This window comes from Actinomycetospora sp. CA-101289, assembly GCF_050955895.1.
Lineage (GTDB): Bacteria > Actinomycetota > Actinomycetes > Mycobacteriales > Pseudonocardiaceae > Actinomycetospora.
In genome coordinates this window covers 5,939,513-5,963,036 of sequence record NZ_CP192093.1, presented here as the reverse complement: position 1 = coordinate 5,963,036, position 23,524 = coordinate 5,939,513, and the positions used below count along the sequence as shown (strand labels likewise).

The 23,524-nt window shown below is 74.3% G+C and carries 28 protein-coding genes; 22 read left to right on the top strand and 6 right to left on the bottom strand.

Annotated elements, in window-relative coordinates; all coding sequences use genetic code 11:
- The first annotated feature begins 50 nt into the window (after nucleotides 1–50).
- The 7 genes from ACQPX6_RS29640 to ACQPX6_RS29610 all read left to right on the top strand — a co-directional run bounded on the left by ACQPX6_RS29640 (nucleotide 51) and on the right by ACQPX6_RS29610 (nucleotide 6,714).
- The gene (locus ACQPX6_RS29640) at nucleotides 51–878 is read left to right on the top strand and encodes a TetR/AcrR family transcriptional regulator (RefSeq protein ID WP_433784389.1); all 828 of its coding nucleotides are present in this window, start codon (nucleotides 51–53) and stop codon (nucleotides 876–878) included.
- Nucleotides 875–2,077: a cytochrome P450 gene (locus tag ACQPX6_RS29635; RefSeq protein WP_433784388.1), complete on the top strand. Its 1,203-nt coding sequence runs from the start codon at nucleotides 875–877 to the stop codon at nucleotides 2,075–2,077. The genes ACQPX6_RS29640 and ACQPX6_RS29635 overlap by 4 nt, the downstream gene beginning before the upstream one ends.
- On the top strand, nucleotides 2,074–3,069 hold the full coding sequence (locus ACQPX6_RS29630; RefSeq protein WP_433784387.1) for a DUF2332 domain-containing protein: 996 nt from the start codon (nucleotides 2,074–2,076) through the stop codon (nucleotides 3,067–3,069). The genes ACQPX6_RS29635 and ACQPX6_RS29630 overlap by 4 nt, the downstream gene beginning before the upstream one ends.
- Nucleotides 3,070–3,169: 100 nt before the next feature.
- On the top strand, nucleotides 3,170–3,607 hold the full coding sequence (locus ACQPX6_RS29625; RefSeq protein ID WP_433784386.1) for an SRPBCC family protein: 438 nt from the start codon (nucleotides 3,170–3,172) through the stop codon (nucleotides 3,605–3,607).
- A gap of 14 nt (nucleotides 3,608–3,621) precedes the next feature.
- Complete coding sequence (locus ACQPX6_RS29620) at nucleotides 3,622–3,972, top strand: YciI family protein (protein ID WP_433784384.1); 351 nt, start codon at nucleotides 3,622–3,624, stop codon at nucleotides 3,970–3,972.
- A 3-nt stretch (nucleotides 3,973–3,975) separates the two neighbouring features.
- Entirely contained in the window at nucleotides 3,976–5,211 is a 1,236-nt protein-coding gene (locus ACQPX6_RS29615) for an RNA polymerase sigma factor (RefSeq protein WP_433784383.1), read from the top strand.
- Between the two features lie 15 nt (nucleotides 5,212–5,226).
- Nucleotides 5,227–6,714 (top strand): FGGY-family carbohydrate kinase, encoded by a 1,488-nt coding sequence (locus ACQPX6_RS29610; protein WP_433784382.1) that lies wholly within the window; start codon nucleotides 5,227–5,229, stop codon nucleotides 6,712–6,714.
- A gap of 32 nt (nucleotides 6,715–6,746) precedes the next feature.
- Here the strand turns inward: ACQPX6_RS29610 and ACQPX6_RS29605 are convergent, their stop codons facing one another.
- Nucleotides 6,747–7,319: a TetR family transcriptional regulator gene (locus tag ACQPX6_RS29605; RefSeq protein ID WP_433784380.1), complete on the bottom strand. Its 573-nt coding sequence runs from the start codon at nucleotides 7,317–7,319 to the stop codon at nucleotides 6,747–6,749.
- A gap of 84 nt (nucleotides 7,320–7,403) precedes the next feature.
- Between ACQPX6_RS29605 and ACQPX6_RS29600 the strand changes: the two genes are divergently transcribed.
- Entirely contained in the window at nucleotides 7,404–8,300 is an 897-nt protein-coding gene (locus ACQPX6_RS29600; protein WP_433784379.1) for an SDR family oxidoreductase, read from the top strand.
- Between the two features lie 62 nt (nucleotides 8,301–8,362).
- On the opposite strand, the gene ACQPX6_RS29595 is transcribed toward ACQPX6_RS29600, so the two are convergent.
- Complete coding sequence (locus ACQPX6_RS29595) at nucleotides 8,363–9,733, bottom strand: MFS transporter (RefSeq protein ID WP_433784377.1); 1,371 nt, start codon at nucleotides 9,731–9,733, stop codon at nucleotides 8,363–8,365.
- Between the two features lie 120 nt (nucleotides 9,734–9,853).
- On the opposite strand from ACQPX6_RS29595, the gene ACQPX6_RS29590 reads away from it, so the two are divergent.
- From ACQPX6_RS29590 to ACQPX6_RS29555, 8 genes are read left to right on the top strand one after another with little or no spacing between them, the layout of a single operon-like run.
- A complete protein-coding gene (locus ACQPX6_RS29590; RefSeq protein WP_433784376.1) occupies nucleotides 9,854–11,077 on the top strand; it encodes an alpha/beta fold hydrolase in 1,224 nt (407 codons plus the stop codon).
- Nucleotides 11,074–11,886 carry an N-acyl homoserine lactonase family protein gene (locus tag ACQPX6_RS29585; protein WP_433784375.1) on the top strand — a complete coding sequence of 271 codons (813 nt, stop codon included), beginning with the start codon at nucleotides 11,074–11,076 and terminating at the stop codon, nucleotides 11,884–11,886. Before ACQPX6_RS29590 ends, ACQPX6_RS29585 begins: the two co-directional genes overlap by 4 nt.
- The gene (locus ACQPX6_RS29580) at nucleotides 11,883–12,779 is read left to right on the top strand and encodes an NAD(P)-dependent oxidoreductase (RefSeq protein WP_433784373.1); all 897 of its coding nucleotides are present in this window, start codon (nucleotides 11,883–11,885) and stop codon (nucleotides 12,777–12,779) included. The genes ACQPX6_RS29585 and ACQPX6_RS29580 overlap by 4 nt, the downstream gene beginning before the upstream one ends.
- Nucleotides 12,776–13,168, top strand: a complete 393-nt coding sequence (locus tag ACQPX6_RS29575) for a cupin domain-containing protein (protein ID WP_433784372.1) — start codon at nucleotides 12,776–12,778, stop codon at nucleotides 13,166–13,168. Before ACQPX6_RS29580 ends, ACQPX6_RS29575 begins: the two co-directional genes overlap by 4 nt.
- Nucleotides 13,165–13,560: a carboxymuconolactone decarboxylase family protein gene (locus tag ACQPX6_RS29570; protein WP_433784371.1), complete on the top strand. Its 396-nt coding sequence runs from the start codon at nucleotides 13,165–13,167 to the stop codon at nucleotides 13,558–13,560. The genes ACQPX6_RS29575 and ACQPX6_RS29570 overlap by 4 nt, the downstream gene beginning before the upstream one ends.
- Complete coding sequence (locus tag ACQPX6_RS29565) at nucleotides 13,557–14,423, top strand: NAD(P)-dependent oxidoreductase (protein WP_433784370.1); 867 nt, start codon at nucleotides 13,557–13,559, stop codon at nucleotides 14,421–14,423. The genes ACQPX6_RS29570 and ACQPX6_RS29565 overlap by 4 nt, the downstream gene beginning before the upstream one ends.
- Nucleotides 14,420–15,193, top strand: coding sequence for a carboxymuconolactone decarboxylase family protein (locus ACQPX6_RS29560; RefSeq protein ID WP_433784369.1), 774 nt, complete (start codon nucleotides 14,420–14,422; stop codon nucleotides 15,191–15,193). The genes ACQPX6_RS29565 and ACQPX6_RS29560 overlap by 4 nt, the downstream gene beginning before the upstream one ends.
- On the top strand, nucleotides 15,190–15,867 hold the full coding sequence (locus ACQPX6_RS29555; RefSeq protein ID WP_433784367.1) for a GntR family transcriptional regulator: 678 nt from the start codon (nucleotides 15,190–15,192) through the stop codon (nucleotides 15,865–15,867). The genes ACQPX6_RS29560 and ACQPX6_RS29555 overlap by 4 nt, the downstream gene beginning before the upstream one ends.
- A gap of 7 nt (nucleotides 15,868–15,874) precedes the next feature.
- On the opposite strand, the gene ACQPX6_RS29550 is transcribed toward ACQPX6_RS29555, so the two are convergent.
- From ACQPX6_RS29550 to ACQPX6_RS29535, 4 genes are all read right to left on the bottom strand, one after another.
- On the bottom strand, nucleotides 15,875–16,900 hold the full coding sequence (locus tag ACQPX6_RS29550; protein ID WP_433784366.1) for a sensor domain-containing diguanylate cyclase: 1,026 nt from the start codon (nucleotides 16,898–16,900) through the stop codon (nucleotides 15,875–15,877).
- Between the two features lie 167 nt (nucleotides 16,901–17,067).
- Nucleotides 17,068–18,261: an amidohydrolase family protein gene (locus ACQPX6_RS29545; RefSeq protein WP_433784365.1), complete on the bottom strand. Its 1,194-nt coding sequence runs from the start codon at nucleotides 18,259–18,261 to the stop codon at nucleotides 17,068–17,070.
- Nucleotides 18,262–18,329: 68 nt separating this feature from the next.
- Nucleotides 18,330–18,749, bottom strand: a complete 420-nt coding sequence (locus tag ACQPX6_RS29540) for a hypothetical protein (protein WP_433784364.1) — start codon at nucleotides 18,747–18,749, stop codon at nucleotides 18,330–18,332.
- A 22-nt stretch (nucleotides 18,750–18,771) separates the two neighbouring features.
- Nucleotides 18,772–19,308 (bottom strand): hypothetical protein, encoded by a 537-nt coding sequence (locus tag ACQPX6_RS29535; protein ID WP_433784363.1) that lies wholly within the window; start codon nucleotides 19,306–19,308, stop codon nucleotides 18,772–18,774.
- A 133-nt stretch (nucleotides 19,309–19,441) separates the two neighbouring features.
- On the opposite strand from ACQPX6_RS29535, the gene ACQPX6_RS29530 reads away from it, so the two are divergent.
- From ACQPX6_RS29530 to ACQPX6_RS29505, 6 genes are all read left to right on the top strand, one after another.
- Complete coding sequence (locus ACQPX6_RS29530; protein WP_433784362.1) at nucleotides 19,442–20,134, top strand: SDR family NAD(P)-dependent oxidoreductase; 693 nt, start codon at nucleotides 19,442–19,444, stop codon at nucleotides 20,132–20,134.
- Entirely contained in the window at nucleotides 20,131–21,177 is a 1,047-nt protein-coding gene (locus ACQPX6_RS29525; RefSeq protein ID WP_433784361.1) for an S-adenosylmethionine:tRNA ribosyltransferase-isomerase, read from the top strand. The genes ACQPX6_RS29530 and ACQPX6_RS29525 overlap by 4 nt, the downstream gene beginning before the upstream one ends.
- The gene (locus tag ACQPX6_RS29520; RefSeq protein WP_433784360.1) at nucleotides 21,174–21,572 is read left to right on the top strand and encodes a hypothetical protein; all 399 of its coding nucleotides are present in this window, start codon (nucleotides 21,174–21,176) and stop codon (nucleotides 21,570–21,572) included. Before ACQPX6_RS29525 ends, ACQPX6_RS29520 begins: the two co-directional genes overlap by 4 nt.
- Before the next feature lie 33 nt (nucleotides 21,573–21,605).
- Complete coding sequence (locus tag ACQPX6_RS29515; protein WP_433784359.1) at nucleotides 21,606–22,385, top strand: MerR family transcriptional regulator; 780 nt, start codon at nucleotides 21,606–21,608, stop codon at nucleotides 22,383–22,385.
- A 209-nt stretch (nucleotides 22,386–22,594) separates the two neighbouring features.
- Nucleotides 22,595–22,945, top strand: a complete 351-nt coding sequence (locus tag ACQPX6_RS29510) for a PE domain-containing protein (protein ID WP_433784357.1) — start codon at nucleotides 22,595–22,597, stop codon at nucleotides 22,943–22,945.
- A complete protein-coding gene (locus ACQPX6_RS29505) occupies nucleotides 22,942–23,505 on the top strand; it encodes a DUF3558 domain-containing protein (protein WP_433784355.1) in 564 nt (187 codons plus the stop codon). The genes ACQPX6_RS29510 and ACQPX6_RS29505 overlap by 4 nt, the downstream gene beginning before the upstream one ends.
- The last annotated feature ends 19 nt before the right edge of the window (nucleotides 23,506–23,524 follow it).

Below are 23,524 nucleotides of genomic sequence, written 5' to 3'. Positions count from 1 at the left end.
AAACAAGAGGAGACTAAGCTGACGCCGTACGGAAAGGCAAGGGAGGGCGCATGGGCGACGAGCCCCTCGAGCACCACCTCGACCTGCTCTGGGGACGCGGCAGCGCGACCGGACGCGGGCGGCCGGCGCGCACGACGCGCGAGCAGGTCGTCGCCGCGGCCACGGCCCGCGCCGACGCGGGCGGGCTCGACGACCTCTCGATGCGCGCGGTGGCCGCCGACCTCGGCGTCGGGGTGATGTCGCTGTACACGCACGTCGAGAGCCGCGACGGGCTGGTGGCGCTGATGGTCGACCACGCCTTCGCCGAGATCACCGGCGAGCTGTATCCCCGCCCGGACGAACCCTGGCGCGAGGCCGCCGCCCGCCAGGCCCGGGAGCTGTGGGCGCTCTACGCGCGCCACCCCTGGGTCCTCGACCAGGGCAGCCGGCTGCCGATGGGCCCGCACGTGCTGGCGATGGAGGACGCGTTCTTCGCCGCGTTCCTCGACATCGGCCTGTCGCCCGCCGGGGTCGCCAACGCCGCGGTCGCCCTGCGCTCGCTGGTCACGGGTCTCGCGCGCGACTCCACCAGCGAGCAGGACCAGGTCCGCCGCACCGGGGTGGGGATCGCCGAGTACTGGTCGTCGGTCAACGCCGTGTTCTGGGACCGCTACTTCGAGGAGGAGCGCTACCCGGCGATGACCCGCCTCTGGTACGAGGGCGGCTTCGAGGGCGACGACGTCCTGGCCGAGGAGGGGATCCTCGAGCGGGCGGTCGGCGCCTACCTCGACGGCATCGCGACACGCCTGGATCGGTACGAAGCGGTCGACGGCGAGGCGGCCCGCGCCGACGGGGAGCACCATCGGGGGCGTCGCCGTCCCACGGGAGGACCCTCATGACCGACCAGGTGACGCACGCGTGGTCCGGGGAGCTCGCCGCCCAGCGCGACGGGTTCGCGGTGCTCGACGAGGTGACCGCACTGCGGGACGCGGGCGAGACCGCGCGCGTGCGGACGCCGTTCGGGCACGAGGCGACGATGGTCAGCCGCTGGGAGGACGTGCGCGAGCTGCACGGCGACCCGCAGCGCTTCCGCCTCGACGCGGTGCCCGCGCCGCCGGCGCTGGTCGCGGCCGGGCGCGACACCGCGGAGTTCCGCCGGCGCCAGGCCGGCAACCTGCTAGGCCAGGACCCGCCGGACCACACGCGGCTGCGGCGCATGCTCACCCGCGAGTTCACGGTGAAGCGGATGAAGCGCCTGGTCCCGCGCGTCGAGGAGATCGTCGCCGAGCACCTGGACGCGATGGCGTCGGCCGGACAGGCGGAGCTCGTCGCCGACTTCGCGCTGCCCGCGCCGTCGATGGTCATCTGCGAGCTGCTCGGCGTGCCCTACGCCGACCGTGGCGGGTTCACCGAGCGCAGCGCCCGCCAGCTCGACAGCACCATCGAGCCCCAGGAGCGGATGCGCCTGGCCGACGCGTCGCGGGAGTACATGCTCGACCTCGTCGCCCGCCACCGCCGCGCCCCGGGCGACGACCTGCTCGGCATGCTCATCCGCGAGCACTCCGACGACGTCACCGACGACGAGCTCATCGGCATCGGCAACCTGCTGCTCGTCGCCGGACACGAGACGACGTCGAACATGCTGTCGCTGGGCACGCTCGCCCTGCTCGAGCACCCCGACCAGCTCGCCCGCGTGCGCGACGACCCGTCCGCGGTCGACGGGGCGGTCGAGGAGCTGCTGCGCTGGCTGACCGTCGTGCACGGCGGCTTCCCGAGGGCGGCGACGCAGGACACGACGATCGGCGGGCACCCCGTGGCGGCCGGCGAGCTGGTGATCTCGTCGCTGGCCGCGGCCAACCGCGACCCGGCGGCCGTCGAGCACGGCGAGGACCTCGACGTCACCCGCGCCCCGTCGCCGCACCTCGCCTTCGGCCACGGCATCCACCACTGCCTCGGCGCCCCGCTCGCGCGGATCGAGATGCGCGTCGCCTTCCCGGCCCTGCTGCAGCGGTTCCCGACGCTGCGCCTGGCCGGCGAGCCGGAGTTCCGCCACCGCACCCTGATCTACGGTCTGCACCGGCTGCCGCTGGCCTGGTGATCGGGAACGAGGCTGAGCGAACGGTCGCCGAGAACTACCGGCGCTTCGCCCTCCACGAGGCCCACGGCCGGAGCCCGCTCTACGAGCAGCTGGCCCTGGGCGTGGCCGACGACCCGGAGCTGGTCGCCTTCCTCGAAGACCGCCCGGCCAGCAAGCGCCAGCCCAACCTCCTGCTCGCGACGGTCCGGTACCTCGCCGGGCTGCCGTCCGACCGCGCCGCCCTCCGCGACGTCGTGCTGGGGCGCCGGGACGAGGTCGCGGCGACGATGCGCGCCCGGCGCACGCAGACGAACGAGCCCGCGCGGTGCGCCACGCTCCTGCCGGCACTGGCGCAGATCGACGGGCCGCTGGCCTTGCTCGAGGTCGGCGCGAGCGCCGGGCTGTGCCTCCTGCCCGACCGCTACGGCTACCACTACCGGCGCGCCGACGGCGGGGACGTCCACATCGCGGGGTCGCCGCTGCTGACCTGCGAGGTGCGGGGTCCGGCGCCGTTGCCGTCGCGGGCACCGAAGGTGGTCTGGCGTGCCGGCATCGACCTCGAGCCCCTCGACGTCGCCGACCCCGACGACCTGCGCTGGCTCGCCTGCCTGCTGTGGCCGGGGGAGGAGGGGCGCGCCGAGCGGCTCGACGCGGCCGCGGCCGTCGCGCGCGCCGATCCGCCGCGCGTCGTGCGGGGCGACCTCGTCGACGACCTCCACGCCCTCGCCGACCAGGCCCCGCCCGACGCGACTCTCGTGGTGTTCCACTCCGCCGTGCTGGCCTACGTGCCCACGGCCCGGCGCGCGGCGTTCGCGGAGGCGGTGGGCGAGCTGGGCGCGGTGTGGCTGGCCAACGAGGCCGCGGCCGTGCTCGCCGACCTGCCGCACCCACCGCCGGCGGACCTGCCCGCTCCGCCGCCCGGCCCCACGCCGTCGCTGCTCGTACGCGACGGCCACCGGCCATCGGCGTGGGTCGACGGGCACGGGACGTGGCTGCAGTGGCTGGACGGATGACCCGAGGCGGAAAACTTCCCGGCGACCTGTCCAAATCCGGGGTGCTCGCGCGTCGGACCTCCGCACGGGGCGACGGGCCCCGCACCTCCCGGAGGACGACATGAGCACGATGACCGATGCCCAGCCCCACCTCGTGACCCGGTCGGCGGTGGTCGCGGGCCCGCCGAGTGCGGTGTTCGCGGTGCTCGCCGACCCCCGCGCGCACGCCGCGCTCGACGGATCGGGGCTGGTCAAGGGCCTGGCGGACGGCCCCGAGCGGCTCGCCGACGGCGACGAGTTCACCATGCGCATGAAGGGCTACCGGACCGTCAACACGGTCGTCGAGTACATCCCGGACGCGCGGATCGCGTGGCGCCACACCGGCCGGCACGTCTGGCGATGGGAGCTCGCCGAGGTCCCCGGCGGCACCGAGGTCCACGGCACGTTCGACTACTCGGCCAAGCGCAGCCGGCGGTTCGTCGAGCTGTTGGGGTTCCCGCGTCGCGCCGGACGCGCCCTCGACGGCACGCTGACCGTTCTGCAGACCCGTTTCGCCTGAGAGGAGGTTCTTCGATGCGCTACATCCTGATGTCGAACGTCGACGGCCAGGCCCTCGGTGCCCTGCCGCCCGATCAGCACGCCGACCTGTTCGGCCGGTTCGTCGCCTTCACCCAGGCCCTGGCCGAGTCCGGCGTGCTCCGCGGCGCCGAGCAGCTCGAGCCCGCGGACACCGCGACGACGCTCCGGGTCCGTGACGGCGAGGCGGTGCTCACCGACGGCCCGTTCGCCGACGTCGCCGAGTCGTTCGGGGGTTTCTGGGTCGTGGAGGCGCCGGACCTCGACACCGCGCTCGGTCACGCGCGTGCGTGCCCGGGAACGGAGGTGGGCTCGGTCGAGGTCCGGGCCCTCACCGAGCTCGGCTGAGCCGTGGCCGTCCCGTTCGAGGTCGCCGTCGCCGACGTCCACCGCGAGCACTGGCCGACCCTGGTCGCCGGCCTCGCGCGGTGGTGCGGCGACCTCGACCGGGCCGAGGACGCCGCGGCCGACGCCGTCGCCGCCGCGGTGGACCGGTGGCCGCGCGACGGCGTCCCGGACCGTCCGGGGGCGTGGCTGCAGACCGTCGCGCGACGGCGGGTGCTCGACCGCCTGCGGCGGGAGAAGGTGGCCGACGACCACCTCGCCGCGGTGGCGGCTCCGCCGACCGTCGACGCGGCTGACCTCGACGACCCCTTCGGCGCCGAGACCGGGGCCGAGGACCTCCTGCGGCTCGTCTTCACCTGCTGCCACCCCGCCCTCGGCGACGCGGCGCGCATCCCGCTCGCGCTGCGCATGCTCTGCGGGCTGACCTCCGCGGCGACCGCCCGGCTGATGGCGACGAGCGAGGCGACCGTCGCGCAGCGCCTGACCCGCGCGAAGCGGAAGATCCGCACCGCGGGCATCGCCCTGGAGATCCCGCCCCGGTCGGCGTGGCCCGAGCGGCTCGGCGCGGTCCTCACGGTCGTGGGCCTGCTGTTCACCGAGGGCCACGCGGCCACCGAGGGTCCCGAGCTGGTCCGCCCGGAGCTCTGCGACGAGGCCCTGGGGCTGGCGGCCCTCCTGCGTCGGCTGCTCCCGGACGAGCCCGAGGTGCTCGGGCTCTCGGCGCTCCTGCTGCTCACCGACGCGCGCCGGGCGGCCCGTCTCGGGACCGCGCGGGACCTCGTGCCCCTCGCCGACCAGGACCGCACCGCCTGGCGGTGGGACGACGTCGGCGAGGGCCTCGACCATGCGGCACGGGCCGTGCGGCTCGCGGGGGACCGGCCGGGCCGCTGGGTGCTCCAGGCCGCGATCGCCGCGCTCCAGGTCCACCCGGACGCGGACCCGGACGCCGTCGTCGCCCTCTTCGACCGCCTCCGCGAGGTCATGCCGGCCCCGGCGGTGCTGGTCAACCGCGCCGCCGCCGTCGCCGTCGCGCGCGGACCGGCGGCCGGGCTCGAGGCGCTCGACGCCGCGACGACCGCACCGGAGGACCACCGCGCGCTCGTGCTGCGTGCCGAGCTGCACTGGCAGCTCGGCCGCGTCGAGGAGGCCCGCGCGCTGATGCGACGGGCCGTCGACGCCACCCGCAACGACGTCGAACGGCGCCACCTCGACGGACGCCTCGCGACCTGGACGGCGCCGTGACGTCACCTAGGGTCTGTGCGCGTGCCCCTCGTGCTCGGCGTCGACATCGGCACCTCGTCGTCCAAGGGCGTCCTGGTCGACGGGGACGGCACGGTCGTGGCGCGTGCCGACGTCGAGCACGCGACGTCGTCCCCGCACCCCGGGTGGGTCGAGCACGACGCCGAGGACGTCTGGTGGGCGGACTTCGCGGCGCTGACCCGCGAGCTGCTCGCGCACGGCACGCCGGACGCGGTCGGGGTCAGCGGGATCGGGCCGGTGCTGCTGCCCGCCGACGCCGACGGACGCCCGCTGCGCCCGGCGATCCTCTACGGCGTCGACACCCGGGCGACGCGCGAGATCGCCGAGCTGACCGACGAGCTGGGCGCGGAGCGGATCGTCGCCCGCGGCGGCACCCCGCTGTCGAGCCAGGCCGTGGGGCCGAAGTGGCGATGGCTGCAGCGCCACGAGCCCGACGTGTACGCCCGCACCGAGCGCTTCCTCATGGCGTCGTCGTACCTCGTCCACCGCCTGACCGGCGAGTACGTGCTCGACCACCACTCGGCCAGCCAGTGCGACCCGATGTACGACCTCGAGGCCGGCGACTGGGCCCGCGACTGGTCCGACATCGTCGCGCCCGGCCTGGCGCTGCCGCGGCTGCTGTGGCCCGGGGACGTCGCGGGCACCGTGCACGGCCGGGCCGCGCGCGAGACCGGGCTGCCCGAGGGCATCCCGGTGATCGCCGGGACGGTCGACGCCTGGGCCGAGGCCGCGAGCGTCGGCGTCGCGGCCGTCGGCGACACGATGGTCATGTACGGCACGACGATGTTCCTGGTGCAGGTGACGGACGCGCCGGCCCGGCACCCGGCGCTCTGGGCCACGCGCGGCGTCCCGCCCGGCTCGTTCACCACGGCCGCGGGCATGGCCACCTCCGGCGCGATCACCGCCTGGCTGCGCGACCTGGTCGGCGCCGACTACGCGACGCTGACGACCGAGGCGGCCGCCGTCCCGCCCGGCGCCCGCGGCCTGCTGCTCCTGCCCTACTTCGCGGGCGAGCGCACGCCGATCTCCGACCCCGACGCCCGGGGCCTGATCCTCGGGCTGACGACGGGCCACGGCCGCGGCGAGCTCTACCGCGCCGCGCTCGAGGGCACCGCGCACGGCGTGCGGCACAACCTCGAGGCGTTCCGCGACGCCGGTGGCCCGTCACCCCGGCTCGTGGCGGTCGGCGGGGGCACGCGCGGGGGGCTGTGGACGCAGATCGTCAGCGACGTGACCGGTTCCGATCAGGAGATCCCCGCCGACACGACGGGCGCGGCACTGGGCGACGCGCTGCTCGCCGCGCGAGCCCTGGGGCTGGACGCGGACGCCGCGACCTGGAACCCGATCGTCGACGTCGTGCGCCCCGACCCCGAGCGCACCGCCCGCTACGACGCCTTCCACGCGCACTACCGGGCGCTCTACCCCGCCACCGCCGACGCGGCGCACTTCCTCGCCGAGCAGCAGAGGTGGGCTCCGCCCATGTGAGCACTACTTGGTGCTGGGGCACCGAGTGGTGCTCACGTGCGCGGAGCGCACACCAACGACCGCAGCTCCGCCAGCACGGCGCGCAGGATCTCGGCGAGCGGGCGCTCCTCGCCCTCGGCGATCCACGTCGCGAACCCGACGCGGAACACCGCGACGCCGCTCTCCGCGGCCAGGGCCGCCGCCGTGGGGTCGACGCCGCGGCGCCGCAGCGCGCCGGCCATCGTCGTGGCCAGCCCGGAGAGCTTGAGGAGCTCGCGCTCCTGCAGGCCGGGGTCGGCGTCGATGACGACCTGGCGCACCCGGGACCACGGGCGTCGCTCGTCGGGGAAGAACGCGGTCGCGCCGTCGAGCGCGGCGGCGACGATCGCCATCGGGTCGCTCGCCTCGGCCTCCTCGATGCCCGTGACGAAGAGCTCCTCGAACTCGTCCTGACCCGTGAAGATCACTTCGCGCTTGTCGGCGAAGTGCCGGAAGAACGTCCGCTCGGTGAGGCCCGCCGCGGCCGCGATCTCGGCGACGGTGGTGGCGTCGAAGCCCTGGGCGCCGAACCGCTCGAGCGCGGCGGCCTGCAGCCGCTCGCGCGCCCCGGGTTTCCAGCGGACCATGGGCCACAGCCTACTGATGACAGCGTCTGACATCGCGGTCTACAGTGATGTCAGGAACTGTCATCAACAGAGAGGTCGTACACCATGCGTGTCTTCGTGACCGGGGCCAGCGGCTGGATCGGCTCCGCCGTCGTGGACGAGCTGCTCGCGGCGGACCACGAGGTCGTCGGCCTCGCCCGCTCCGACGCCTCGGCGTCCGCGCTGGAGGCCAAGGGCGCCACCGTCCTGCGCGGCGACCTCGACGACCTCGACGCCCTGCGCCGCGGCGCGGTCGACGCCGAGGGGGTCGTCCACCTGGCGAACAAGCACGACTGGGCGAACATGGCCGAGTCGAACCGCGCCGAGCGCGCGGCCGTCGAGACCCTCGCCGAGGCGCTCGTCGGCACCGGTCGGCCGCTCGTCCTGGCCGCCGGGGTCGCGGGGCTCACGACGGGGCGACCGGCCACCGAGGCCGACCCGTCGCCCGCGATCGGGCCGGAGTCACCGCGGGGCGGCGCGGAGAACCTCGCGCTCGCCTACGTCGACCGCGGCGTGCGCACCGTGAGCCTGCGGTTCGCGCCCACCGTCCACGGCGACGGCGACGGCGGCTTCATCGCGATCATCACCGACGCCGCGCGGCGCCACGGGGTCTCCGCGTCGGTCGGCGACGGCGCGACGAGCTGGTCGGCGGTGCACGTCACCGACGCCGCCCGCCTCGTCCGGCTGGGGCTCGAGTCGGCGCCGGCCGGGTCGCGGCTGCACGCCGTCGCCGAGGAGGCGGTCCCGTCCCGCGAGATCGCGCAGGCGATCGGCGATGCGCTCGGCGTCCCCGTCACCGCGGTGGCGCGCGAGGACGCGGTGGAGCACTTCGGGTTCATCGGGATGTTCTTCGGGCTGGACATGTCCGCGGCGAGCGAGCACACCCGCCGCGTCCTCGACTGGACGCCGACGGGCCCCGGCCTGCTCGAGGACATCAAGGCCGGCGCCTACAGGGGTGCCTGACGGCACGTGAGCACTTCGTAGTGCTCCAGCACCAAGAAGTGCTCACATGCGCGCAGCGCACCTCACTCGAAGTCGACGTCCTTGGTCTCCGGACCCGCGAGCGCGCCGCCGGCCCCGAGGAGGCCGCCGAGGGCGAGCAGGACGAGCACGGCGACCGCGTAGGGCATGACCCCGCCCAGGCCCTCCAGGAAGAACGCATAGAACGACGGGATCACGACCGAGACGCTGAAGCCGAGGCCGAAGCCGGAGGCGCGCACGTCGGTGCGGAACCGCTCGGTGATGTAGGGCAGTACGACGCCCCACGGTGCGGTCACGACGATCGAGAACACGACGACGACCAGGATGACGAGGCCGAGCGGCAGGCCGCGGCCGTTCACGAGCACGGCCATCACGGCCACGCCCACCGTCGCGATGAGCACTCCGGAGATCACGAAGAACCGTCGTCGCCCGATGCGCTGGCCGATGACGCCCGCCGCGATGTAGCTGCCGACGAGGCACACGTAGGCGATCAGCAGGGTGACCGTGAGCTGGTTGTTCGAGAGCCCGACGAGGTTGCGCAGCACGGTGGTCGGGAGGAACAGCGTCACGAGGTTCTGCGTGAGCCAGAACCCGGTCATCATCCCGAACACCTGCAGGAACGCCGGGCTGCGCAGGACGGCGAGCAGCGGGCGCCCGGCCCCGCCCTGGGAGGTGCCCTCGGCCTTCGCCGCCTCGGCGGCCTGCCATATCTCCGATTCGGACACGCTGCGCACGTAGTACACGGCGAGGGCGAAGGCCAGCAGCGCGCCGAGCACGAACGGGACGCGCCACCCCCACACCGCGTACGCGGAGTCCGGCCCGGCCAGCGGGAAGAGCGCGAAGCACGCCAGGCCGACGAGCGTGATGACGACGTAGGCCAGCGGGAACGCCGCGAGGATGACCCCGCCGAGGAGCCCGCGCCGGCTCTTCGTCGAGTACTCCATGGCCAGCGGCAGGGCGCCGGTGTAGCCGCCGCCGAGGCAGATGCCGTCGAGGAAGCGCAGCACGATGAGCAGCCAGTACGACGCGACGCCGAGCGTCCCGTAGCCGGGGATCAGCGCGATGAGCAGGGTGATCACGCCGAAGCCGGTCACCGAGATGATCGTGCTGCGCCGACGCCCGAGCCGGTCGGCCAGCGCGCCGAACACGGCCGCCCCGATGGGCCGACCGACCAGCGTCGTCACGAAGACCAGCGAGGTGAAGATCGCCGCCGTCCCCGGGTCGACCTGTCCTGGCGGCTGGAAGTAGATCAGCGCCGGGGTCAGCACCACGGTCGGCAGGTAGATGTCGAACATGTCGACGAACTCGGCGAAGAACGCCCCGCGGGTCGCCGACCTCCGCTTCGCCACGCGTTCCGGGCTCTCCGCCGTCGCCGCCGTCGAGGTGGCCGCTCCGGGCTGCTCGTGACTCGTCATCGAGACCACTCCTCGTCCTCGGCGGCCGCGGCGCCGACGATCCCGTGCAGTGTCTGGCTGTCAGACAATCGGCAACGTAAGGTCGGTCACCGCCGCTGTCAACGAGGACGAGGAGGCGCCGTGGGGCTCGATCTCCCGGCCACGCTCACCGACGACCTGCTCGCCGGGCTGCCGCCCGGACCCGACTGGACGCTGCTCCTGGAGATCGGTGACGACCGGTGCCTGGTCCGCGTCGCCGACGGCCACGTGCACGCCGAGGGCGCCCCGGGCATCAACGCGACCTGGGACGTCGGCTTCGCCGTGTCCGACGCCGAGTGGGCCGAGTTCTGCACGGTCCCGCCGCCACGGGGCGCGACGACGGCGCAGGCCCTCGTCGCGACCCGGGGGGACGAGCGCGTCACCGGCCGGCGCGAGGTGTGGGCCCGCAACGCACCGGTCGTCGACCGGTTCCTCGACGCCCTGCGGGACGCCGAACGGACGCCCCGGGAGCGCCGCCCGGACCCCGCGCCGCCGCCGCCCGGGTTCGGCCCCTCCGTCGGGCGCTACCTGCACCTCGACGACGGTCGGAGAATCTTCGTGGAGACCGCGGGCGAGGGCCCGCCGCTGCTCTGCCTGCACACCGCGGGCGCCGACTCCCGCCAGTTCCGGGGGCTGCTCGAGGACCCCCGGGTCACCGACCACCACCAGGTGATCGCGTTCGACATGCCGTGGCACGGGCGCTCCGACCCGCCCGACGACTGGCAGCACCGCCGCTACACCCTCGACACCGCCACCTACGCGACCACGGTGCTCGCGGTCGCCGACGCCCTGGCGCTCGAGCGGCCGGTGCTCCTGGGCTGCTCGATGGGCGGCGCGATCGCGCTCTACCTCGCCGCCGAGCACGGCGAACGGTTCTCCGGGGTCTGCGCGCTGGAGGGCGGCCTCGGCCGGCCCGGGCGCTTCGTCGAGTGGACCCACCGCGCCGACGTCGACCACTCCGGCTTCCTCGCCAGCTGGGTCGGGGGGCTGATCGCCCCCACCAGCCCGGCGGGGCCGCGCGCCCAGACGCTGTGGGGCTACGCCAGCAACGGGCCCGGGATCTACCAGGGCGACACGGCGTTCTACTCGATCGACTTCCCGCCGATCGCCGCGGCGCTCGGCCGCGCGACCTGCCCGCTCTACGTGTTCAGCGGCGAGTACGACTACTCGGCGACCACCGAGATGAGCCGGCGGGCGGCCGACCAGCTCGGCGGTCACCTCGTCGTCATGGACGGCCGCGGCCACTTCCCGATGTCCGAGGACCCCGACGGCCTGCTGGAGCACCTGCTCCCGGTGCTCGCGCGGCTGCGGGGGGAGCCGACGTGACCGACCACGAGGTCCTGGCCGTGCGCTACGGCACCCGGACCACCACCCGCGCCGAGAGCTACCTCAACTGGCACGTCTACGGCGAGCCCGACGAGGCGTTCCGCATGGACTACTTCTTCTGGGTCGTCCGCGGGGGCGGGCGCACCACGGTGGTCGACTGCGGCTTCGACCCCGAGGTCGGGCGGCGCCGCGGGCGTGAGGTGCTCGTCGACCCCGTCGAGGCGCTCGCCGCGCTGGGGATCGACGCCGCGCGGGTCGACCGGCTCGTGGTCAGCCACGCCCACTACGACCACATCGGCAACCTCGACCGCTTCCCCGCCGCAGAGATCGTCATGACCGCGCGCGAGCTGGCGTTCTGGACCGGCCCGCACGCCGGGCGCGTCCAGTTCGCGCACGCCACCGAGCCCGACGAGATCGCCGCGCTCGCCCGGGCCGCCGAGGAGGGCCGGGTGACGACGTTCTCCGGCTACTGCGAGCTCGGCGACGGGTTCGCGCTCATGGAGGTCGGCGGCCACACCCCCGGCCAGCTCATCGCCCGGATCACCGCCACCAGCGGGGAGGTCGTGCTCGCGGCCGACGCCCTGCACTTCTACGACGAGCTCACCGAGGACCGGCCGTTCTTCGTCGTCGCCGACCTCGAGGCGATGTACGCGGGCTTCGACACGCTGCGGGACCTCGCGCACCGCCCCCGCCGGGTGCTCGTCGCCGGGCACGACACCGACGTCGGTCGCCGCTTCCCCGGCCGCGCGCAGGGCACCGGCATCGACGACCTCGTGATCCGCATCGACGTGGAGGGGAGCCGCCGATGACGCGGGTCGGCGTGATCGGGCTGGGCAACATGGGCGGGCGGATGGCCCGCCGGCTGGTCGACGCGGGGTGGGAGGTCGTCGGCCACGACGCGGTCGCGGGCCGGGCGGAGGACGTCGGTGCGGAGGCGGCCGCGAACCCCGCCGAGGTCGCGCGGCGCTGCGCGACGGTGCTGCTCTCGCTGCCGGACTCGAGCGTCGTCGAGCCGGTGGTGCGCGACCTGCTCACCGGAGCGGCCCCCGGCACGACCGTGGTCGACCTGTCCACCGCGTCCCCCGAGTCGACCGTGGCGCTGGCCGCCGAGGCCGCGGCCCGCGACGTCACCTTCCTCGACGCCGGCATCTCCGGCGGGGCCGCGGCCGCCGAGAAGGGCACGCTGACGATCATGGCGGGCGGGGACGCCGCCGCGGTCGACGCGATCCGCCCCGTCCTCGCGCCGCTGGCGGTGACCGTGCACCACCTGGGGCCGGTCGGCGCCGGGCACACGGCGAAGCTGCTCAACAACTTCCTCAACGCGGTCACGCTCGCCGCGACCGCCGAGGTGATGGTGGCCGGGCAGCGGGCCGGGCTCGACCTGCGCACCCTGCTCGCGGCGGTCAACGGGGGCAGCGGGCAGTCGTTCGCGTCGAGCAACCGGTTCCCGCGCATCGTCGAGGGCGACTACCTCGAGGGCGGCCTGACGAGCCGGCTGATGACCAAGGACGTCACGCTCTACACCGAGCTGCTCGGGCGCCTCGGCGTGCCCTCGCTCAACGCCGCCGGCCCCCTCGCGTCGTTCGGGCTGGCCGCGCACCTCGGCTACGGCGACGTCATCTCCAACCGCGTCGTGGACGCCCTCGGCGACCTCGCCGGCGGAGTCCGGATCCAGCAGCCCAGCAACGGGGAGGCCTCGTGAAGATCGTCCACGGCCGCGCCGACGGCGTCGCCACTCAGGCACGCGGAGAGACCTTCACCGGCACGGTGTGGGGCGACCCGGTGCTGCCCACCACCACCGAGGGGAACACGATCAACTCGGTCACGTTCACGCCCGGCGCGCGGACGTTCTGGCACCACCACGAGCGCGGCCAGATCCTGGTCGTGACCGCGGGCACCGGGTGGGTGTGCACCCACGGGGAGACGCCGCAGCCGCTGACCGTCGGCGACGTCGTCTGGGTGCCGCCCGGTGAGCAGCACTGGCACGGCGGCGGGCCCGACACGATCATGACCCACCTCGCGATCTCCCTGGGCCCGACGACGTGGCTCCACGAGGTGTCCGCCGACGAGTACGGGCAGGCCGGCCGATGAACCGCGACGGGACCGACGCGCGGTTCGAGCGCGGCCTGGCGATCCGCCGGGAGGTCGTCGGCGCCGACCACGTCGAGCGGTCGATGGCGAACGTCAGCGAGTTCTCCCGGCCGGTGCAGGAGTACGTGACCCGCTGCTGCTGGGGCGAGGTGTGGGACCGGCCGGGCCTCGACCGCCGCACCCGCAGCCTGCTCAACCTCGTGATGCTCACCGCGCTGGGCCGGTCCCACGAGCTCGCGGTGCACGTGCGCGGCGCGATCACCAACGGCGCCACCGAGACCGAGATCCAGGAGGCGCTGCTCCAGGCCACGGCCTACTGCGGCGCGCCCGCCGGGCTCGAGGCGTTCCGCGTCGCCGACGGGGTGCTGGCCGAGCTGCGGGAGCACTCGTGAACCGGGCCGTCGGCTTCGTCGGCCTCGGACGCATGGGCACGCCGATGGTGTCGCGCCTGGTCGACGCCGGCGTGACGGTGCGGGCGTACGACGCCTCCGAGGAGGCCCGGGAGGCGTGCGCGGCGGCGGTGCCCGGCGCGACGGTCGTGGGCTCGGCGGGCGAGACCGCCGTCGACACCGAGGCGGTGCTGCTGTGCCTGCCGAGCTCCGACGTCGTCGAGGCGGTGGTGCCCGAGCTGGACGCCGCGCGGGTGGTCGTCGACATGAGCTCGTCGGAGCCGCTGCGCACCCGCGCGCTGGCCGCGACGCTGGCCGAGACCGGCCGGGTGCTGGTCGACGCCCCGATCTCCGGCGGCGTCTCCGGGGCCCGCGCCGGCACGCTGGCGGTGATGGTGGGCGGCCCCGACGAGGTCGTCGCGGACCTGGAACCGCTGCTCGCCGCGATGGGCCGTCCCCGGCACGTCGGCCCCGTCGGGGCGGGGCACGCGCTCAAGGCCCTGAACAACCTCATGTCCGCCGCCCACCTCGTCGCGAGCTCGGAGGCGGTGCTCGTCGGGGAGGCGTTCGGGCTCGACCCGGCCGTGATGCTCGAGGTCGTCAACGGCTCGTCGGGACGCAGCGGCTCGACCGAGAACAAGTGGCCGAACCACATCCTGCCCGGCACCTACGGCGCCGGGTTCTCGATCGGCCTCCTGGTCAAGGACATCCACATCGCCCTCGACCTCGCCGCGACCACAGGCGTCCCGTCCCGGCACGCGGCGGCGACGGTCGAGCTCTGGGACGCCGCACTCGCCGACCTCGGGCCCACGGCCGACCACACCGAGATCGCCCGGTGGTTGCGCGACCGGGAGGAGCCGTCGTGACCCTCACCGACGAGCAGCAGGCCATCAAGGACGAGTTCGTCCGCGTGCGCGGGACGTGGGGCGAGCCGTGGGACCGGATGCTCGAGCTCGACCCCGCGTTCGTCCGCGCCAGTCTCGACTTCTCCGCGGTGCCCTGGCGACGTGAGCCCGGCGCCCTCACGCCCAAGGTGCGGGAGCTCCTCCACGTCGCCGTCGACGCCGCCGCCACCCACCTCCACACGCCGGGCGTCCGCCAGCACGTCGCGGCCGCGCTCGACGCGGGCGCCACGCCGCACGAGGTCATGGAGGTCCTCGAGCTCACGAGCACGCTCGGCATCCACGCCGCCAACATCGGCGTGCCGCTGCTGGTCGAGGTACTCGTCGAGGAGGGCCTGCGCGACGGGCCCGCGCCGCTCGACCCGCGCCAGGAGCGGCTCAAGGCCGAGTTCACGGCCACGCGCGGCTACTGGCACACGTTCTGGGACGAGATCCTCGAGCTGGACCCGGACCTGTTCGAGGCCTACGTCGCGTTCTCGTCGGTGCCCTGGCGGACCGGGACGCTGGAGCCGAAGGTCAAGGAGCTCGTGTACTGCGCGTTCGACGCCTCGGCGACCCACCTCTACGTGCCGGGCCTCAAGCTGCACCTGCGCAACGCACTGCGCCTCGGTGCGACGGTGCCGGAGATCCTGGAGATGTTCGAGATCGCCAGCGTCGTCGGCCTCCACGCCGCGACCACCGCCGCCCCGATCCTGGCGGAGCTCGCGGGACGGGATGGCACGATCCACACGTGACGTCGTCGGTGTGGGGGGCCGAACCGCTCCCGCGCGTCGCCGCCCCGCTGCGCGAGCAGGTGACCGACCGGGTGCGGCAGGCGATCCTCGACCTGCGGCTCCGGCCCGGCGAGCGGCTCATCGAGCGGGAGCTCACCGAGAGCCTGGGGGTGTCACGGGCGACGGTGCGCGAGGTCATCCGCCAGCTCGCGGCCGAGGGCCTGGTCACGGTCGTGCCCCAGCGCGGCGCCGAGGTGACGTCGCTGTCGGCGTCGGACGCCGCGGACATCTACGAGATGCGCGCCTCGCTCGAGGCCCTCGCCGTGCGGCGCTTCGTCCAGCGGGCGGGCGAGGAGCAGGTGCGGGCGCTCCGGGCGGCGGTCGACGAGATCGCCCGCAGCGCGGCGGCCGGGGAGGTGCACGACCACCTGGGCGCCAAGGACCGGTTCTACGCCGTGCTCATGGACGGCTCGGCGAGCGGGCCGCTGCAGCAGACGCTCGCCGGGCTCCAGGCGCGGGTGCGCCTGCTCCGGGCGACGTCGCTGTCCGCGCCCGGCCGGCCTGCGGAGGCGGCCGAGGAGCTGCGCGCGGTGGTCGACGCCGTCGAGGCCCGCGACGCCGAGGTCGCCGCGGAGGCGTGCGTCCGGCACATCCGCAACGCGGCGGCCACCGCCACCGCGCAGCTCACGTCCTGAGACGCGCTCAGGCGGTCGGCAGGCTCGGCGGGGGCTTCTGGGGCTGCGGGGCCCGGTGGTCGCCGCCGCGCCGGGCGCGCTTGTCGCCGTACATCGCGGCGTCGGCCTCGGCGCACGCCTCCGGGAAGCCCGCGGCCAGCGTGAACGGCGCCGCGCCGATCGAGCAGGGCACGCCGGCCCCGTCGAGGGCCTCGCGCAGGCGCTCCACGAGGTTGGCGGTGTCCTCGGTGCCGACCTGCGCCACCAGCGCGAACTCGTCCCCGCCGAGGCGAGCGACGGGGTCGGTGCTGCGGATCGTCGAGCGCAGGACCGCGGCGCAGTGACGCAGGTGGCGGTCACCGGCGTCGTGGCCCTCGGTGTCGTTGACGGCCTTGAGCCCGTCGAGGTCGAACATCACCACCGACGCCGGGTCGCCGAAGCGGCGGAAGCGCTCGTCCTCGCGGGCCAGCCAGCGCTCCCACCCGCGGCGGTTGAGCAGCCCGGTGAGCGCGTCGGTCTCGGCGTCGCTGACCGCCCGCTCGAGCGCCCGCGCGGAGTCGACCGCGACGGTGTCGGCCTCGAGCACCGACGAGAGCAGGCTCGACAGGAGGTCGAGCAGCGGCTCCTGGTCGACGAGCTCCGCGTCGGACGGCTCGCGGTTCAGGCCGACGACCGTCCCGAACAGCGCGCCGTCGCCGGTGACGATGGGCGTGCCGACGTAGGTGCCGACGGTCATCCCCTGGGCTGCGGCGTCGGAGGCGATGCGCGCCAGGTCCGGGACGTCGCGGGTGTCGGGCACGATCCGCGGAGCGGCGCCGGCGATCATGTACTGGCACATCGAGCTGGTCCACGCGGTGCTGAGCCCGGGCTCCAGGCCGTAGCCGTGGTCGGCGATCACCAGCATCGTCTGCTGGCCGTCCGCCACGCGCGTCACCGCCCAGGCGTCGAGCGGCATGGAGCGCGACAGGTAGTCCACGACCATGCGGCAGGCGGTGTCGAAGGCCTTCGGCGGCGAGAGGCCGACCGCGACCCGGAGCTCCTGCGTGGACGTCATGGTTGCCCCCCGGCGTGGAAGTCGCGACGCCCGCCCAGTGTCGCGGCCCTGTGTCGCGGTGGGACAGCCAGGGTCGGGGCTTCACCCGTTGTGGCCATCGACGACGTTCGTGGTGGTCGATCGGGGCGTATGCGCCTGTCTAGCGTCGACGCGAGACACCGCGAGATTCACCGATCGACGCGCTCCCCGCTCCGCCAGACGGCGCGGACGTCGCGGGTGGCGGTGACGTCGGTCAGCGGGTCCCCCTCGACGAGCAGCAGGTCGGCGCGCGCGCCGGGCACGATCCGGCCGCGGTCGGGGAGGCCGAAGACGCTCGCGGGCGTCGCCGTCGCGGCGCGCAGCGCGTCGCGGGGCGACAGGCCGCAGCGGACCAGCAGCGCGAGCTCGAGGTGCATCGACGCCCCGTGCACCACCGCTGCCGCGTGGCCCGGGACGTCGTTGGCGTCGGTGCCGGCGAGGATCGTGGCGCCGGCCTCGACGAGGCGCCGCAGGTTGTCCTCGGCGTGGTCGTACGACGCGCCGGGCGCGGAGCTGGTCGGCAGGCCGCCGCGGTCGCCGGAGCGCATCGCGGCGACCACCTCGGCGTCGAGGCCGGCCGCGAGCCGCGGGTCGGCGAGCAGCTCCTCGGTGCTGGCGGTGTCGGTGAGCGCGCGCATCATCGTCATCGTCGGGCAGACGACGAGGCCGCTGAGCTCGTCGTCGGCGGCGTCCAGCGGGCCGTCGAGGGGGAGGTGGGTGACGACGTCGACGCCCGCGGCGCGCGCGGTGCGGAAGGCCCAGCGGGTCGGCGCGTGGGCGACGGTCAGCATCCCGTGCGCGCTCGCCGCGGCGCACAGGGCGCCGACGGTCTCGGGCGCGAGCGTCGGTCGGGAGACGTCGGCGGCGTTCTCGACGAAGATCTTGAGGTAGTCGGAGCCCTCGCGGAGGCGGTCGGTCACGAACCGCTCGGCGTCCCCGGGTCCCGCGAGCCCCGGCATGCGCCAGCCGGAGGGGTCGGGCGGCAGCATCACCGCGGGCCAGCCGTCGACCGCGCCGGCCATGAGGCCCGCGCTGCGCAGGTCGGCCTCGTCGCTGCGGCGTGCCGCGCGCCCCCGCAGCACGGCGGTGAACTGCGGCGGGGCCGAGAACATGTCGAGCACGGTGGTCACGCCGTGGCGCAGGGCCTGGCCGAGGTTGCCGGCGCCGCGCAGGTGCACGTGGGCGTCGATGAGGCCGGGCAGCAGCGTCGCGCCGCGGCCGTCGACGTCGCCCGCGCGCTCGCCGGGCTCGACCGCGGTGACCACGCCGCCCTCGACGGTCACGGTGCTCACGCCGCGGGCGTCGGTGCCGTCGAACAGCCGGGCCCCGGAGATCGTCGTCATCGTGGCCTCCCCCGTCGGCGATCTGCCGAGTCGACTCCGTGCGGAATCGCGGCGCAAGGCCCGTGCGCTCACCAGGGCCGGACGACCGCCAGCCCCGGTGACAGCGGCGTGCTCCGCGCGGCCTCCCACGCCGTCCGGTCGCCGCCGACCGTGAACTCGAGGAGGTGGCTGAGGTAGGTCGTGACCGCCTGGTCGTCACCCACGTCGAGGTCGACGTCCCGGGTGTCCACGGGCAGGACGAACACGGTGCCGTCATCGGCGCCGTCGTCCCACGAGAACACCACCGTGAGCACGGGGCCGACGGCGCGGGCGTCGATCAGCGCCAGGCTGCGCCACGGCTCGGTCTGCTCGCTGCGCGGGACCACGAGGCGGCGGAAGCCGTCCGCGTCCTCGACGACCGTCGCCGCTGAGACGCTGGGGTCCAGCGCCGTCGGCGAGTACTGCTCGCGGAGCACTCGCGCGAGCGTCTCGACGTCTCGGGGCTGCACGACCTCACGCTAGCCAGGGGGTTCAGGGCAGCGTGTCGTTGACCCAGTCCGGACACTTGTTCTCCGGGTTAGCCGACAACGGCACCTTGCAGTACGCGGTGACGACGCCGAAGCGCTGGTCGTCGGGCGCCTGGTTCGACGGCCGAGGGTCGGCCTCCACCCACACGCTCATCGTCCCCTGCCCCTCGACGCGGAACTCGGCGATGTAGCGGACACGGCCGCGCGGCGCGGTCAGCGGGAACGCTGTGCTCACGACCCGCTCGATGACGTGGTCCTCGACGTTGTGGTCGACCAGCGCGTGCAGCATCCCGAACGCGCTCGGGCCCGCGTCGGACCGACCCTGCCGCAGGACGACGGTGTTGCCGAGGGGATCGGCGACGGCCGAGTGGCAGCGGAACGGCGCGGCGGCGCCGACGTACCGCGAGGCGTCGCCGGTCGGCGGCGGACACGGCACGTAGCGCGCCGACCCGACCGGGACGTCGGCGACGGCCGTTCCGGCGAGCATGACCACCATGGCGACGGCGGCGACCAGCCCGCCCGTACCCCGGACCCAGCGCACATCGGCTCCCCCCGTCGGCGACGGGTCGAAGCCGACCACGACGGCCACTCGCGGCGTGGGCGAACGCGGAGAGTCTTTGCTCGTGCGAACACGCGCTTGACCTGCACCGTCGTCGAGGTCGCACCGTCGAGGCATGACCTCGCAGCACCCCACCGCACTCATCACCGGCGCGTCCCGCGGACTCGGGCGCGCCCTCACCGCCGACCTCGCCCAGGACGGCTGGCGGGTCGTCGTCGACGCCCGCCACGGCGACCAGCTCGCCGACGCCGTCGCGGGCCTGCCGGGGGTCGTCGACGTGCCCGGCGACGTCGCCGACCCCGCCCACCGCACCGCGCTCGCCGAGGCCGCCGACGACCTCGGCGGCCTCGACCTCCTCGTCCTCAACGCGAGCCTGCTGGGGCCCAGCCCGCAGCCCGAGCTCGCCGACTACCCCCTCGACGTCCTCGAGCAGGTCCTGCGCGTGAACGTCCTCGCACCGCTGGGCGTGGTCCAGGCGGTGCGCGCGCTGCTGCGGCCCGGCGCGCGCATCCTCGCGATCACGTCCGACGCCGGCGCCGAGCCGATGGCCGGCTGGGGCGGCTACGGCGCGTCGAAGGCAGCGCTCGAGCACCTCGCCGCCGTGCTGGCCGTCGAGAACCCGCAGTGGCGCGTGTACGTCGTCGACCCCGGCGACATGCGCACCGTCATGCACCAGGAGGCGTTCCCGGGCGAGGACATCAGCGATCGGCCGGAGCCCGAGACGGTCGTGCCCGCGCTGCGGGCGCTCATCGAGGGCGACCTGCCCGGCGGCCGGTACCGCGCCGCGGACCTGGTGGTGACGGCGTGACCGTCATCCCCGCGACCCGCTTCGTCCTCCCGCCCGGCGCCGAGGCGCACGAGCCGCCCGAGCACCGCGGGCTGGCCCGCGACGGGGTGCGCCTGCTCGTCGCCCGGCCCGACCGCGTCGAGCACCGGCGCTTCCGCGAGCTCGCCGACGTGCTCGACCCCGGCGACCTGCTCGTCGTCAACACCTCCGCGACGCTCCCGGCCGCGCTCGACGTCCGGCACGACGACGGGCGGGCGATGACGCTGCACGTCGCGACGCCGGTCGACGACGGCGATTGGGTCGTCGAACCGCGCCGCCCCGACGGACCCGAGACGGCCGTCGTGGCGGGCGACCGGCTCGTGGCGCCCGGAGTCGTCCTCACCCTCGTCGCGCCGTACCCGGACGACGACGCGCCCCGGCGGCTGTGGCGGGCCCGGCCGTGGCCGCGGGTCGGCCTCGCCGGCTACCTCGCGGCGTACGGGCGGCCGATCGCGTACGGGCACCTCGCCGGCCGGTTCCCGCTGGCCGACCACCAGACCGTCTACGCGACCAAGGCCGGCAGCGCGGAGATGCCGAGCGCGGGGCGCCCGCTCTCGGAGCGCCTGCTGGTGCGGCTGATGGCGCACGGGGTCACGGTGGCCCCGCTCGTGCTGCACGCCGGGGTGTCGAGCCCGGAGAAGCACGAGCCGCCGTCGCCCGAGCGCTTCGTCGTGCCGCCCGCGACGGCGCGGCTCGTGAACTCGGCGCGGGCGGTGGGCGCGCGCGTCGTCGCCGTCGGGACGACTGTCGTCCGGGCGCTGGAGACCGTGGCCGACCTCGGCGGCACCGTGTCCTCAGGACACGGCTGGACCGACCTCGTCCTCGGCGCCCACCGCCCCGCCCGCGCGGTCGGCGGGCTGATCTCTGGGCTGCACGAACCCGAGGCGAGCCACCTCGCGCTGCTCGAGGCGGTCGCGGGCCCGGAGCTGGTCGGGCGGGCCTACGCGGCGGCCGTGCGCGAGGGCTACCTCTGGCACGAGTTCGGCGACTCGACGCTCCTGCTGCCGTCGGGGGTGGCGTCGTGAGGTCCTCCCGGCACGCCCCGCTCCTGCTGCACAACACGATGCGGATCAAGGAGGGTCATCTCGAGGAGTTCCGCCGTGCGGTCGAGCAGGGGGTGGCGTTCGTCGAGGAGCACGGACCGCAGCTCGCGGTGCAGGTGTTCATCGACGACGAGGCGCTGATCGCGCACAGCTTCCAGCTGTACCCGGACTCGGCGGCGATCGTGGCGCACTGGTCGCTGTCGGACCCCTACATCCGCGAGGTGATGGAGCACTGCACGGTCGAGCGCCTGGAGATGTACGGCGAGCCGGAGGCGGACGTCGTCGGCGACGCCTTCCGCCCGGACGTGGCCGGGGAGGTGCCGCGAACGGTCGTCCCGCGGCTCATCGGTTTCGTACGGTCCACGGGAGACGCTTGACCCTCACGCGACGAGAGGCTCCACGGTGGTGCCATGACCGAGACGGCACAGGGGACGACCACCTGGACGGTGGGTCAGGTCGCCGAGCGTTCCGGGGTGACGGTCCGGACCCTGCACCACTACGACGAGATCGGGCTCCTGCGCCCGAGCCGGCGGAGCGCGTCGGGGTACCGGCTCTACACCGACGAGGACCTCGTGCGCCTGCAGCACGTCGTCGTCTACCGGCGGCTCGGGTTCGCGCTCGAGGAGGTCGCGGTCCTCCTCGACGACCCCGGGGCCGACGTTGCCGCGCACCTGCGCCGGCAACGGGCCGCGGTCATGTCCCGGCTGGACGAGCTCGGCGAGCTCGTCACGGCCATCGACCGAGCCCTGGAGGCGGAAGTGTCCGGTATGCAGCTGACCCCCGAGGAGCAGCGCGAGCTGTTCGGGGAGGACTTCAAGGAGGAGTACCAGGAGGAGGCGCGCGAGCGCTGGGGCGACACCGAGGCGTGGCGCCAGTCCCAGGAGCGCACCTCGCGGTACACGAAGGCCGACTGGCAGGCGATCAAGGCCGAGGCGGACGGGATCAACGCCCGCTTCGTCGAGGCCCTGCAGGCGGGCGAGCCGGCCGACTCGCCTTCGGCCATGGACGCCGCGGAGGACCACCGCCGGCACATCACGCGGTGGTTCTACGACTGCCCGGCCGAGATGCACGCGAACATCTCGGAGATGTACGTGTCCGACCCCCGCTTCACCAAGACGTACGAGGACATGGCGCCGGGGTTGGCGCAGTACGTCCATGATGCGGTGCACGCGAACGCGGCGCGGTCATAGGGGCCAGGCTGGTCGGGGAGGAGCCGTGGTCTGAGGACCCGGTTCCTCCCTCGGCCTGCGTTCCGGCGCGCGCAGCCCCAAGGAGGTCGAGAGCCGTGTCCTGAGGACACGGTTCCTGCTCGGTGTCTTGGGCGAAGCGGCCCCCGCGGGGGCGTGGGTGTGGCTACCGTGTCGTCCTGCTCGGAGATCTCTCGAGGAGGACGGCGACCGTGAGCGCACCCGGTGGGTTGGACGGCATCGGTGGCGGGATGTTCGAGGTCAACATCGCCGAGGCACCGCAGGCGATAAAGGAGCTGGAGCAGGCCCGAAGCGAGCTTGAGAGCGTCAAGGCCGAAGCCGTGCGCCTGGGCCAGGTGAATCCGCCCGCGGCGGACAACGTGAGCTTGGAGGCAGCGGAGATCTTGGGACAGGCCGCAGTCGAAGGTCCGCGGTCCTTCCTGCAGGCCCTCACGGAGGGCGTCGCGGAAATCGACCGCCTGGTTGCTTCGCTTCGTGCTGGGTTCGAGTTGTACCGAGAAAGCGACCAGCGCTCGGCCTTCGGCTACGAGGGCCGAGGGTGAGGCGTTTCAGTGCTGTCTTGGTCTTGCTGTTTCTCGCAGGATGCACCAAAACGGGGGCACCTCAGCCGGTCCCTCCCAACCAGGATCGCTTCGGAGCGCCGGAGGTAGGGACACCACGGGCTATCGAGTCCTTCGCCTCCAACCCCTGCGCTGCCCTGACAAGGGAGGTGTGGGTGCAACTCGGATTCGCCCCTGAGGGGCGTGTCGAGTCGTTGTCCACAGGAGAGCGGTCTTGCGTTCACGAAGGCGTCAATCGTGAACGCTACATATCAATGGTTGTCGCGACGACAAACGATCCTCTAGTCGGGGCCTATCGTGCTCGGCAGTTTCCAATATTCCGCCCGGTCACCGTGGGCGGACTTCCCGGAGTGCAAGAACAATCGAGCGCGAGCGATTTGTCGTGCACGCTCACGGTTGGCACCGCGGACGACCAGGGACTACTGTTCAACTCTTCGGAGTACCAAAGTGGGTCGAGCGGCGACCGCCGCGATCCATGCGAACTCGGGCAACGAGTCGCCGAGCGGATCGTCGCCGCTCTCCCGCCCCTGCCGGGCAAGTAGGAACGGCACCCGAGAAATC